This window comes from Flavobacterium sp. GL_143 (genome assembly GCF_057834355.1).
In genome coordinates this window covers 755,365-769,163 of record NZ_CM174401.1, presented here as the reverse complement: position 1 = coordinate 769,163, position 13,799 = coordinate 755,365, and the positions used below count along the sequence as shown (strand labels likewise).

General features: G+C 32.4%; 10 protein-coding genes. 3 read left to right on the top strand and 7 right to left on the bottom strand.

The window, feature by feature from the left end:
- Positions 1-57 precede the first annotated feature (57 nt).
- Positions 58-621, top strand: a complete 564-nt coding sequence (frr, locus tag AC3IPI_RS03215; protein ID WP_039117895.1) for a ribosome recycling factor — start codon at positions 58-60, stop codon at positions 619-621.
- 105 nt (positions 622-726) lie between these two features.
- The gene (locus AC3IPI_RS03210; protein WP_489157067.1) at positions 727-3,228 is read left to right on the top strand and encodes a DUF5686 family protein; all 2,502 of its coding nucleotides are present in this window, start codon (positions 727-729) and stop codon (positions 3,226-3,228) included.
- A gap of 43 nt (positions 3,229-3,271) precedes the next feature.
- Here the strand turns inward: AC3IPI_RS03210 and AC3IPI_RS03205 are convergent, their stop codons facing one another.
- The 5 genes from AC3IPI_RS03205 to AC3IPI_RS03185 form a co-directional block, all read right to left on the bottom strand.
- Positions 3,272-5,542 (bottom strand): cation:proton antiporter, encoded by a 2,271-nt coding sequence (locus tag AC3IPI_RS03205; protein WP_489157065.1) that lies wholly within the window; start codon positions 5,540-5,542, stop codon positions 3,272-3,274.
- A gap of 112 nt (positions 5,543-5,654) precedes the next feature.
- Positions 5,655-6,374 carry a LytR/AlgR family response regulator transcription factor gene (locus AC3IPI_RS03200; protein WP_039115869.1) on the bottom strand — a complete coding sequence of 240 codons (720 nt, stop codon included), beginning with the start codon at positions 6,372-6,374 and terminating at the stop codon, positions 5,655-5,657.
- Entirely contained in the window at positions 6,340-7,098 is a 759-nt protein-coding gene (locus AC3IPI_RS03195) for a sensor histidine kinase (protein WP_039115872.1), read from the bottom strand. The genes AC3IPI_RS03200 and AC3IPI_RS03195 overlap by 35 nt, the downstream gene beginning before the upstream one ends.
- A gap of 4 nt (positions 7,099-7,102) precedes the next feature.
- Positions 7,103-7,432 carry a DMT family transporter gene (locus AC3IPI_RS03190; protein ID WP_039117892.1) on the bottom strand — a complete coding sequence of 110 codons (330 nt, stop codon included), beginning with the start codon at positions 7,430-7,432 and terminating at the stop codon, positions 7,103-7,105.
- A gap of 3 nt (positions 7,433-7,435) precedes the next feature.
- Positions 7,436-9,706 carry a cation:proton antiporter gene (locus AC3IPI_RS03185; protein WP_409417558.1) on the bottom strand — a complete coding sequence of 757 codons (2,271 nt, stop codon included), beginning with the start codon at positions 9,704-9,706 and terminating at the stop codon, positions 7,436-7,438.
- A 198-nt stretch (positions 9,707-9,904) separates the two neighbouring features.
- Here AC3IPI_RS03185 and AC3IPI_RS03180 point away from each other — a divergent pair, with 198 nt between their 5' ends.
- Entirely contained in the window at positions 9,905-12,271 is a 2,367-nt protein-coding gene (locus AC3IPI_RS03180; protein WP_039117890.1) for an efflux RND transporter permease subunit, read from the top strand.
- A 34-nt stretch (positions 12,272-12,305) separates the two neighbouring features.
- Here the strand turns inward: AC3IPI_RS03180 and AC3IPI_RS03175 are convergent, their stop codons facing one another.
- Entirely contained in the window at positions 12,306-12,776 is a 471-nt protein-coding gene (locus AC3IPI_RS03175) for an Lrp/AsnC family transcriptional regulator (RefSeq protein ID WP_035617352.1), read from the bottom strand.
- Between the two features lie 258 nt (positions 12,777-13,034).
- Positions 13,035-13,784, bottom strand: a complete 750-nt coding sequence (locus AC3IPI_RS03170) for a uroporphyrinogen-III synthase (RefSeq protein WP_039115878.1) — start codon at positions 13,782-13,784, stop codon at positions 13,035-13,037.
- Between the last annotated feature and the right edge of the window lie 15 nt (positions 13,785-13,799).

Below are 13,799 nucleotides of genomic sequence, written 5' to 3'. Positions count from 1 at the left end.
AGTCGCAATTGTCGACTTGAACTGAAAACTGAGATTGAAAACTGAAAACTTAAAAATATGACTGAAGAAATCGAATTTATCTTAGATAGCACTAAAGAATCAATGGCAAATTCTATTGCACATTTAGAAAAAGAATTTCTAAATATTCGTGCAGGAAAAGCATCTCCAGCAATGCTAGGAAGTGTTTTTGTAGATTATTATGGTTCAGCAACACCACTTTCGCAAGTAGCTAAAATTAGTGTTCCAGATGCAAGAACGATTACTTTGCAACCATTTGAAAAAAATATGTTGCAAACAATTGAAAAAGCAATCATGGTAGCCAACATTGGTTTTAATCCTATGAATAATGGAGATGTGATTATCATAAGTGTTCCGCCATTAACAGAAGAGCGTCGTAGAGATTTGGCAAAACAAGCAAAATCTGAAGCAGAAGATGCTAAGATTGGTGTGAGAAACGTTCGTAAGGATGCCAACACAGATATTAAAAAATTAGAAAAAGAAGGAACTTCAGAAGATGTTTGCAAAAGCGCAGAAGAAGAAGTACAAAACCTGACTAACAAATATATTAAACTTATTGATGAATTATTAGCTAACAAAGAAGCTGAAATCATGAAGGTTTAATCTTTTTATAACGATTAAAAAATCCGTCTTGTTAATTTTATACGAGACGGATTTTTTTATTCTTACTTTTGTGTATCCTAGCCAATTTATAATATTGTTTTCTGTATGAAGTTATTGTGTTTCTTGACATTGTTTTTCACGCTTTCTATACAAGCGCAATTCCAGATAAACGGAATTGTAACGGAAAACGCTACCAATAAACCACTTCCTTTTGCAACAATCGTTACAGATGATGGTATGAACACCATTACTGATGTCGATGGAAAATTTACACTCCTGTCAATTTCTAGTATCGAATATTTTTCGGTTTCTTATATAGGTTATACATCAATTACAATTTATACTTCGCCTAATAAGAAGTTTTATAAAATAAGCCTGGCCGAATCGACAGATGCTTTAAAAGAAGTTGTTATCTCAAACGAGAATCCCGCTCTTGAAATCATAAGAAAAACAATTGCGAGTAAAGACAAAAATAACCCACAAAAAAAATTAACGAGTTTTGAGTATAAAACCTATAACAAATTAATTGTAACGGCCAATCCAGATTCTATAAACTCAAGATTAGATTCTATTTTTGTGCAAGAAGCTATAGGTCGAAGATTTATAAAGGTAGATTCTGCTAATTTTAAATTCAAAGAGATTTCTAACAAACAGCATTTATTTCAAACCGAAAAAGTATCTCAATATCAATTTGGTAATAAGAAGCTAAAAGAAACCATTCTAGGAACAAAAATGGCAGGTTTCAAGCAGCCTATTTATGAAATTATAGCATTTAATCTACAATCGATTTCTATATACGATTCTAATTACGAACTTTTCGAAACCAAGTATAATAGCCCAATTGCCAAAGATGCCTTAAAAGACTATAGTTATAAGTTGCTGGATACGGTTATGATAAAAGGCAGGAAAACCTATATGGTTTACTTTAAAAACCGAATGAAGAAGTCTGAATTAGGCTTGGAAGGAGTTCTATATATTGATCAGGATAGTTATGCCATTGCAAAAGCGGTAATGCGGATAAAAGGTGTACTTGATATTAGCGGAATACATGAGTTTGATTATATACCAGAGGAAAAAATTTGGTTTCCAAAGAATACAACGTTCAAAATCGTTAAAGGGAAAAATGACGATGATATTAAGATTCTTGGAGGAACAATTCAGTTTGATGGAGATGCAGAACAAGAAGAAGATATTCATAGAAAAAAAGGAGCTTCGGATTATACATATCTAATGTCCGAAAGCAACAATTTTGATGTTCATTATAATAGACCAATAGAAATAAAAAATCCATCTATCTATATTGAGATTACAGACGATGCTATAAAAAAGCCAGAGAGTTTTTGGAATAAATATCGAAAAGATAGTTTAGATATTCGCTCGCAGAAAACGTACATGCTATTAGATAGTATTTCGTTAAAGAAAAGAGTCGAAAGCAAAATTAGGTTTGGACGAAAAATTATTAATGGCTACTTGCCGTTAAGTGTTGTCGATTTAGACTTAAGGAAACTATTTAGTTATAATAATTACGAAGGATTCCGATTTGGTTTAGGAGGAGTTACCAATGAGCAGTTTTCAAAAAAATATAAGATTGGTGGTTACACAGGTTACGGGACAAAAGACGGTAACTTTAAGTACAACCTGGATTTATCTACAAGAGTCGAAAGATTTTCGAATACATGGGTAGGAGCATCATACACCAACGATGTAAGAGAGATTGCAAGTACCGTTTTTGCAGTAGATAAAAGAGTATTTAAACTCTATGATCCAAGACCCATAAACATTAGTACTTTTTATAATTATGTGAGTTGGGCTAGTTATGTGGGTACTCGAATTGTACCGAAGACAGAAAGTATTTTTGAGCTTTCGCGTTCTTTTATCGAGCCCAAATTTGACTATGCTTACAATTTAAACGGAAGATTGTATACTAATTATGTTATGACAACGGCAATGTTATCATTGGCTTGGAATCCGTTTAGTGATTATATGCAAACCCCAAACGGGCGAATTGAAACTGAAAAAAGATTTCCGAAGTTTACCATACAATACACTCAATCATTGCCTAAAGTGATGGAAAATGATTTTAATTTCTCTAAAATAGATTTTAAAACCGAATACGAGAAAAAATATCTGAATGGGCAAAAAACAAGTTTGCTCTTGCAAGCGGGATATGCAATGGGCGATGTACCAATTACACACTTATACAATACCTCTCCGAATAATATTACCAAAGAAACAATGATTCAGAGAATAACGTTTGCAGGTAGAAACAGTTTTGAAACGATGTTTTTTAATGAATTTTTCTCCAGCGAATATGCTATTTTTCAGGTAAAGCATGGTTTTAACCGATTTAAAATCATCAAGAAAGTAAGACCATCACTAGTATTGGTTTCGCGTATGGCGTGGGGGAATATGAAAAATCCAGAACAACATGTTGGGATTGACTACAAGACGTTAAATAAAGGTTTCTTTGAATCGGGTATAGAAATTAATCAGATATTTAATGGTTTGGGATTAAGTGGATTCTATCGCTACGGACCAAATCAGTTACCTAGATTTGAAGATAATATCGCCGTTAAATTGAGTTTTGTACTTAATTTAGGTATATAAATAAAAAAAATCCCATTCTTTACGAATGGGATTTTTAAAACTATTAAGGTTTAAGAATTAAAACCGATGGCGTATTATTAAGCCATGTGCTTTGAGATTCGATTAGTTTTTTCCAGCTGTCTAAACTAATAATCATTAAATCTTGATTCTCTAAAAACTCTTTTTTTATAGTTCTATCAGACATTAGCATGATATGATTTGGGGCAATTTGTTCAATAGATCGAATAGATTCCTGCATATCTCGCGTGCTTTTTAATTCTCCGCTCGCATCTAGAATCGTAATTTGGGAACCATTGTTGTTAATTAATTTTTTTGCATATTCGATAAGGAATGCATCTTCTTTGCTGAAAATAGGCATGAAAACCTGATTTATTTCTTCTAATTCTTTGTCGATAAAAATTCCGACTGGCATTTTGCTTTTAGCGATAACGTGCCTTGTTCTTTCATCAAAAGGTGAATTTTCAAACAATCCTTCCTTTCCTGTGAATTTATCGATTAAACGGTCTGGATTTACGATTCTGGTCGTGAAACCAAGGATTTTACCTAGCAACGTTCCGTCGAAAATAGATTGTCCTAAACTAACCAATAATAAATCGTATTCACCTTGGTTTGCCGTTTCGGTTATATCAGCATCAATATCATTAGATACTTTAAAAAGGCTAATCATGTTTTGGTTTAAAACTTCAGATTCTGAAATAACTGGTAAAAGCATTTCTCTTTCATAATCTTTTACCTCAAACGAGTGTAACTCAGAGCTCAACGATAAATGCATTGCTGTTACAATAGTATTATCAGGTTGTTTTTTAGTCAGGCTATTTGCAATACGCAATAATGTTTTTCCTTTTTCGGGAGTATCAAATGAAAATAAGATTTTGTATTTGCTTTTGTTTCCTATTTCTTCTGGAATAGTCGTCTTTTTATCTTTAAAAATAAAATTGATAAAGTCTAAAGCTGGTCCAGTCATAAATGTGGTAACCAATGCCATAATTACCATCATGGTAAAAATTTCGGTAGATAAAACACCTAAATCATATCCTATGTTTAGAACTACCAGTTCCATTAAACCACGAGTATTCATTAAGGCACCGATGGCTAAACTATCTTTCCAGTTTTGTCCCACAAATTTAGCTGCAAGAGCACTTCCGAAGAATTTACCAACTACAGCCACAGCAATAATTACTCCTGTAACTTTCCATAAATAGGGGTCATTTAATAAACCTATTTGAGTACGTAATCCTGTGAAAACAAAGAATAAAGGAAGTAAAAGTATAACAGATACGTCTTCTACTTTTTCGATAAAAATATTACGGAATTTATTGTTTTCTGGCATAATCGCTCCTGCTAAAAATGCACCAAATAAAGCATGGATTCCTATTAGCTCTGAAGCGTAAGAAGAAAATAAAAGCGTTAAGAAGAAAATGGCAACTACTGGTTTGTTTAAACTTTCACGAGTTGAATTTAAATCGCCTACACGTTTTAAAAATGGGCGAACTATTTTTAGCATCACAATTACATACAAAATTGCTAATCCTATTACATATAATGAACTAGTAAATGAACCTGCTTTTACAATAGCAATTACTACGGCAAGAATACACCAGGCAGTAATATCATCGGCAGCAGCACAAGTTATGGCAATGGTACCAAGTTTGGTTTTTTGCAAGCCTCGTTCCTGAACAATTCTAGCTAAAACGGGAAATGCCGTAATACTCATGGCAATACCCATAAAGAGACCGAAAGAAGAAAATTCAACTCCTACTGGGGCAAAAGTATGATAGATAAAATATGCCAATGTTAGTCCTAATGCAAATGGAATTACAATACTTGCATGACTAATTACAACAGATTCATGTGCTTTGTTTTTAAGTACTTTTAAATCTAGTTCCATACCAATTACGAACATGAAAAGTATTAAACCAATCTGACTTAAAAATTGTAGGTTTCCTAAGGATTCTTTTGGGAATAAAGTGGCTGAAAATTCAGGAAAATACATTCCGATAAGGGATGGTCCTAAAACAATACCAGCAACCATTTCTCCAATTACTGATGGTTGACCAATTTTTCTAAAAACCCATCCAAAGAAACGTGCTACCAAAATAATTGTAATAATCTGGGCAAGTAAAATAGCAAGCGGATGTTGTAGATTTTCGATCATTGCCGAAATGAAGTCATTCCAATGGCTACTTTCTGTTTTTTTTACAACTATTTCTCTTCCTATTTCTAATGCTTTTCCTTTTGAGATTACCAAATAGATTAAAGTCGAAAATCCGCCAATAATTATTAGATAAAATAATGAGTTTTTGATGTTTTTCATATCACGTCATTTTGATTTATTGTGCAAATATGAGAAGTGACTTTTAAGGAAAAAAGAAAATCTAGAGCTAATTCCTGTTAGATGTAATAAGACGGAAAAACTTTGTAATAACTTATATTTTTACTTTAAGTAAAAAGTCAGATCGGTACGTTTCGCTTAAAGAAAGAGTAATATTCTCCCCATTTTTTCTTTGATGAAGCAATACAATTTCGTTGTGATTAAAGAATTGTATGGCGTTCATGGCTATGATTTCCTTTTTATTAACCCGACAAAAATGGGCATCAGGTAATTGCTTTAAAAGGGTATCAAAATTAATGTTTTTTAACGTAAGCAAACTACCATCTGTAAGTAGCACCGTTTTGTCCCGACTATCTGTTGTGGCTGTTTTTATGTATTGAATTTGGTTAAAATACAACAAGGTTTTGCCTTTGTCGGTATTTAAGTGCATGAATTTTTTTGTAGCCTCAGGTTTATTGAATTGCTCAAGCGCTTTGGAAATTGCTTTTTGCAAACGTTCTATTTTTACTGGCTTTGTAATATAATCTACAGCATCAATATTAAACGCTTCCGCAGCATAATCTTTGTAAGCGGTACAAAAAATAATTAATTTATTCTCTAATAAACTGGCAAGACTCAATCCGTCAATTCCTGGCATTTCGATATCCGAGATTAATAAATCGAAATCGAGATTTGGAATTTCGGCTAGTAATTTTTCGGGATTATTAAAAGTTTTTACAATCTCTAATGCTGGAATTTGCTCACAAAGCATCTTTAGATAAGTTAAACCAGGTAACTCATCATCCAGTAGTAAGCATTTGAGTTTTGTATTCAAGTAGATTAATTTTTAAATGAGCAATGTAAATATCGTTCTCTACAAATTTATCAAGTTTGAATTGATTTTTATAGATAATTTTTAATCGTTGTTCCAATGTAGTGTTTCCAATACCGCTTCGTTCTTTTTTTAATACTTTTTTATCTGATATTTTATTAGAAACGGTCAGAGAGAAATGGTTATCCTTAAATTCGAATATTACTGAAATAAAAGCATCGGCATTTTGTATGTCGGCGTGTTTAAATGCGTTTTCGATTAAATCGATAGAAATTAACGGCGCGAGTAAAGGTTGGTCGTACAATTTTTCGTCTTCGCCAATAATAGTTTTTACTTTTAATTCGAAAAGTGGACTGATCTTTATTTTATTGATTTCGATAAGATTCAGTGCAAACTCGATTTCTTCTTTTGGTGTTACTAGCTTTTTTTTGCTTTCGTAAAGAATATAATCTAACACATTTGCTAGTTTATCCAGAGCAAAATATGTTTGATACGCATGTGATTGAATCGAATTAAGAATGTTCTTGAAAAGATGTGGATTCAGTTTAGATTCCAGTGTTTCCAATTGCAAATCATTTACTTTCATCTCAAGTAAATAAAAATTCTTTTCGGCTATCTCTTTTGCTTTTCTAGATTGAATTAACTGATAAACGATATAACCAATTAAAACTACTAGCAAAAGAATTATTGCTAGTAGAGAATTAGTTATAGTATTGCTTGTTTGCATGTTATTAATGGCTAGAAACAAATTTTAACCCAATAATCGAAGCTATTAATGTTGATAAGAAAAATATTCTCCAAAATGTAGCGGGTTCTTTAAATATAAAAATCCCAACCAAAACAGTTCCTACAGCTCCAATTCCTGTCCAGACAGCATAAGCTGTTCCTATAGGTAAGACCTGAGTTGCTTTAAATAATAAAACCATACTTATAGTAAGGCATACAAAAAATCCAATCATCCAGTAGGTAGCTACCATTCCAGATGTTTCTTTGGCTTTGCCAAGACAAGAGGCAAAACCTACTTCAAATAGACCAGCTATTATAAGTAAAATCCAATTCATTTTTTAGGGTTTAATAATTAATACAGAAGGCACGTTACTTAACCAAGTGCTTCTGGAGTCGACTAATGCTTTCCAGCTTTCAAGGCTAATAATCATTAAATCTTGTTTGTCTAAAAATTCCTTTTTGATGATACGGTCGCTCATCATTGATATGTTTTTAGGGAATTTTTGCTCTAAGGTACTAATAGCACTCTTAATTACAAAATTAGACTCTATGTTTCCGTTTACATCCAGAATCATGATATGTGAATTGTTATTGAAAATTAGCTTTTGAGCATAATCTATCAAGAACGTATCTTCGACACTAAAAATTGGTATAAATACTTGATTTACATTTTGTAATTCTTTGTCGATTAAGATTCCCAAAGGCATTTTAGTTTTCGAAACAATCAAACGGGTTCTTTCGTCAAAAGGAGAATTCTGAAACAATCCTTCCTTCCCAATAAATTTGTCTATAAGTCTATCTGGGTTAATGATTCGGGTTGTAAAACCAATTACTTTCCCTAATAATGTTCCTTCAAAAATAGATTGTCCTAAACCAACCAGTAACAAGTCATAATTGCCTTGATTGGCAATGTCGGCAATATCACTTTCAATGTCTATGGTAGCTTTAAAAATAGTTGTGATTTCTTGTTTAAGAATTTTTGATTCTTCGACAAGTGGGATAAAACTATCTTTCTCTTTATCTTCAATATTAAAAGCATGCATCTCGTCGCTTAAAGATAAATGCATTGCCGTAACTTGAGAGTTATCTTGCTGTTTCTTGACCATACTATGTGCCAATCGCAAAAGAGATTTTCCTCTTTCGTTATTTCCAAACGAAATCAAGATTCGGTATTTATTGCTAATTGATGGTTCTTCGAGAACTGGGGTTTCTTTGGTTTTAAACACAAAATCGATTAAATCCAGCGCTGGTCCAGTCATAAAAGTAGTTACCAATGCCATGATAACCATCATTGTAAATACCTCGGGAGTTAGAACTTTGAGTTCTAATCCTATATTCAACACGACCAATTCCATTAATCCTCTTGTATTCATTAAGGCTCCAATGGTTAAACTGTCTTTCCAGCTTTGTCCTACGAATTTAGCTGCAAGTGCACTCCCGAAAAATTTCCCAACAACTGCAACTAATATAATCATTCCAGTTACAGTCCATAAATAAGGATCGTTTATAAGTCCGATTTCGGTTTTTAAACCAGTAAAAACGAAGAAAAGAGGTAGTAATAAAATTACGGATACATCTTCGACTTTCTCGATAAACATGGTTCGGAATTTAGGAACATCAGGCATGATTGCTCCAGTCATAAATGCACCAAAAAGGGCATGAATACCAATAACTTCGGTTGCGTATGAAGATACAATAAGAGTAAGTACAAAAATTGCCACGACAGGTTTGTCTATATTCGATTTTGCTCCATATAAATCACCAATTCTTTTTAAGAATGGTTTAACAATGTATAACATTGCCAGAACATAAATAACAGCTAGAAAAATGATGTATATCGAGCTAACAAAACTTCCAGCTTTTACAATAGCAATTACTACAGCAAGCAAGCACCAGGCAGTAATATCATCGGCAGCAGCACAAGTGATAACAATTGTACCTAATTTGGTTTTATGAATACCTCGTTCTTGAACGATTCTTGCTAAAACAGGAAAAGCTGTAATACTCATGGCTATTCCCATAAATAAACTAAAGGATAGGAATTTTACACCTTCGGGAGCAAATTGGTTGTAAACAAAATAAGCGAGCCCAATACCTAATGCAAAAGGAATTACGATACTGGCGTGACTTATTACAACGGCTTCATTTGCCTTGTTTTTTAATGCGTTTAAGTCGAGTTCCATCCCAATGACAAACATGAAAAGTATTAAACCAATCTGACTTAAAAATTTTAAGTTTCCTAAGGATTCGACAGGAAATAAGGCCATTGCAAATTCAGGAAAATACAAGCCTAATAAGGATGGTCCAAGAGCAATACCGGCAATAATTTCGCCTATTACAGATGGTTGCCCAATACGTTTGAAAATCCACCCAAAAAAACGGGCGACAAAAATAATTGTTATAATTTGGGCTAATAATATCGCTAGTGGGTCTTGAAAATTAGATTGCATCGAAGAAATAAAATCTTGCCAAGAACCTTTTCCTGTACCTACAACTTCTATTGTTTTATTTGCCTCTAAGTATTTACCTTTAGTAATGATCCAGTAAATTAAAGCTGTAAAACCTCCGGTTACCCCTATATAAAACAATGCGTTTTTGTAGTTCTTCATCCTATATTTTAAATAATGTAATTATTTTCTCAAAAATAATACAAATATGAGAAAAGGTAGCTAAGAAATCGCATCAATTTCAATTAACTTATTGTAAAAAAATGACTATAATTTATAGAAATAATAGTATAAAAGTGTACTCAAATTTTATCCTTTCCTGTGTTTTTCACTACATTTGCATCCATTTTTAATACTTTTATGAAAAAGAAATCAAATGTAGGTTTCTGGGAATCTATTGCCAGAATTATACTTAAAAATAGAATCCTAATTTTAGGGATTATTGCAGCCATAACTGTTTTTCTTGGCTTGCAATGGAGAAATCTTGGAATGACTTATACGGAAGCCAATTTACTTCCTAAAAAACATATTGTAAACCAGCAATATCAAGACTTTTTAAATAAATTTGGTGAAGAGGGAAATCTTATCGTTATCGGATTTAAAGACGAAACTTTTTTTACGCCAAAAAATTATGCTGCCTGGAATGAGTTAATGACAGGATTAAAGGGTTCTAAAGCGGTGGATTTAGTTGTTTCGCTAAATGATTTAAAGAAGCTGGAAAAAGATACTGTTGCAGAAAAATTTGTACTTGTTCCTTTTATAGATCAAAATCAAGCAGTAAATCCGGAATACCTTAAAAAAATAAAATTTGACCTTTTTAATAATTTGCCTTTTTACGAAGGTTTATTGTTTAATAAGCAATCAGGGAGTATTCGTTCAGCTGTTTATTTGAATAAGAAAATAGTAAATACTGCAGCTCGAAAAACATTTATTCTGGAAGAATTGGTTCCTAGAATTGAGAAGTTTGAAAAAACTACAGGAATAGATCTTCGCGTTTCGGGAATGCCATATATCCGAACAATTAATGCGGAGAATATGAAAGGTGAAATTGGGCTTTTCATTGGTGCGGCATTACTTATTACTTCATTGATTTTCTTTTTGTTTTTCCGTTCTTTCAGAGCTACGTTTATATCAATCTGTATTTTGTTAATTGGGGTAATGTGGTCGTTTGGGACATTAGGATTGTTTCATTATAAAATTACAATCTTAACCGCAGTAATTCCTCCATTGATTATCGTAATCGGAATAACAAATTGTATTTTCTTAATCAATAAATACCAGCAGGAAATAAAGATTCATAACAATCAGGCAAAAGCTTTACAACGTATTATTTCTAAAATTGGAGTTTCGACTTTAATGACGAACTTAACAACTGCTGTAGGTTTTGCAACGTTTATGATTACGGGTAACGATTTGTTGTTTGAGTTCGGGTTAGTGACATCTATCAATGTTATATCGGTTTACTTGCTTACACTTGTAATAGTGCCAATTGTGTATAGTTTTATGCCTTTGCCTAAAGAGAAACATTTGTATCACTTAAGTAAAAATTACATTTCGTCTTTGTTGGATTGGGTTGAGAATGTTGTAAAAAATAAACGAAAAGTAATTTATACAATCTACGGTTTAGCGCTTCTTTTTAGTGTGATAGGAGTTTCTCAAATTAAAGTTTCGGGTAGTTTAATTGGCGAAATGCCAAAAAGCGCATCGTTTTTTAAGGATATTCTTTTTTATGAAAAAGAGTTCAACGGTGTGATGCCGTTGGAGATTATGATTAACACCAAGCATAAAAAAGGTGTTATGAAATTATCGACCATGAAAAAAATGGATGAGTTGCAAGAAACAATTGCTACGATTCCAGAATTATCAAAACCAGTTTCGATAGTAAATTTAGTTAAATACTCTAAACAGGCATTTTATAATGGTAACCCAGAATATTATGAGTTGCCAACTTCACAAGAGCAAACATTTATTTTATCGTATGCTAAAAATGCTACTAAAAACAGTAAAGATAATTTGATGAAAAGTTATGTAGATTCGACTGGACAATACGCTCGAATCACGACTTTTATGAAGGATATTGGAACTCAGGAAATGGCTCGAGTAGAAGGGAAGCTGAAAAAGAAAATAGAAGAGATTTTTCCAAAAGATCGTTACGAGGTTACCTTGACAGGGAAAGCTTTAGTGTTCCAAAAAGGAACTTCATATTTGGTAGATAATCTTATAGAGTCTTTAATTTTTGCGATTTTAGTAATTGCAGCACTTATGACTTATTTGTTTAGATCAGGAAAAATGGTAATGGCATCAGTAATTACTAATATTTTGCCACTTTGTATTACATCAGGATTAATGGGGTATTTTGGTATTCCGCTTAAGCCATCAACAATATTGGTATTTAGTATTGCTTTTGGTATTTCGGTAGATAATGCGATTCAGTTTATGGCAAAATACCGTCATGATTTATTGCAAAGTAACGGGAAGATCAAGAAATCAGTATTTAGTGCTTTAAGGGAAACAGGAATTAGTACGTTTTACACTTCGATTGTATTAATTTTCGGATTCGCGACTTTTACATTGTCTAGTTTTAGCGGAACAATTGCGTTAGGAGGATTAATATCTTGTACGTTGCTATTTGCAATGTTTGCAAATTTATTAGTCTTACCAGCATTGGTCTTGACATTTGAAAAGAAGAAGGCAAAAAAAGAAGATAATATAGAAGGAGAGATTTAATCTCTCCTTTTTTATATATGATATATTCAGGTAATTATAGCTGAATTTGTCTGTCGATTTGTTGATCTAATGAGATGAAGGTTTCTGTCCTGGATACGCCTTCAATTGCTTGAATTTTGGTGTTTAGTAACTGCATTAAATGTTCGTTGTCACGACATATTATTTTAATTAATATCGACCAGTTTCCTGTTGTGTAGTGACATTCGAGAACTTCGGGTATTTTTTTTAATTCTCTTACAGCTTCCGGATTTCGTGCAGCTTTATCAAGATATACGCCTACAAATGCCATTGTATTGTATCCTAATACTTTATTGTTAACTGTGAATTTTGAGCCCGATATCACACCTGATTGTTCTAGTTTGCGTAATCGCTGGTGAATTGCTGCACCCGAAATTCCGATTTTATTAGCAATCTGTAATATTGGTTTTCGTGCATCCTCCATTAAGTGTCGTAAAATTTCTTTATCGATACCATCTATTTCTATAACGAGTGAGTTGATTTTCATGTGTTGTGATTTGAAACTAATTTGAGTAGTTTGGTTAAAGATAGAAACCAAATTTAATGATAAAACTTTAATTAAGTTCTGAAATCGAAATCTTTGTCAAAGTTTAAAACTTTGACAAAGATGAATTGGGGTGGAAGTTGAGATAAAACAAAAATTTCAAATCTATAAGTGATGTAAGGTTTTGTATTACTTGAAGTTGGGATTTGGGCATAAAAAAAGCCGCGAAATTCGCAGCTTTTTATTTATTTAGATAAAGGATTATTTTCCTTTATTTGCTTCAGCAATATATTTTTCTAATGCCATTGTCATTGATGGAGTTTCAGGAGTTGGAGCAAGAATATCTATTCTTAAACCATAATCTAAAGCTTCTTTTTGTGTTGTGCTTCCAAAAACAGCTATCCTAGTTTCGTTTTGTTTGAAGTCAGGAAAGTTTTTAAATAATGATTTTATTCCCGTTGGGCTGAAAAAAGCTAAAATGTCATAATAAACATCTGCTAAGTCAGATAAATCACTCATTACTGTTTTATAAAAAATTGCTTGAGTCCAATCAACTTTTAAGTTGTTTAAAGTAATAGGAGCATCAGCGTTTAATTGATCAGAAGCAGGTAGTAAGAATTTTTCGTCTTTGTACTTTTTGATTAATGGAGATAAATCTGCAAAATCTTTAGCACCAACATAAATTTTACGTTTTCTGTACACTACGTATTTTTGTAGGTAAAAAGCAACGGCTTCCGATTGACAAAAATATTTTAATCCTTCAGGAACTTTATAACGCATTTCTTCTGCTACTCTAAAAAAATGATCAACAGCGTTTCTGCTTGTTAAAATGATTGCAGTGTAATGATTAAGATCGATTTTTTGAAGTCGAATCTCTTTAGCGTTAACTCCTTCCACGTGAATGAAAGGTCTGAAATCAATTTTTATTTTGTGTTTCTGTTGGAGCTCAAAATAAGGGGAGTTTTCCACTTTAGGTTCAGGCTGTGACACCAAAATTGTTTTCACTTTCATAAGTTGTAATATTTT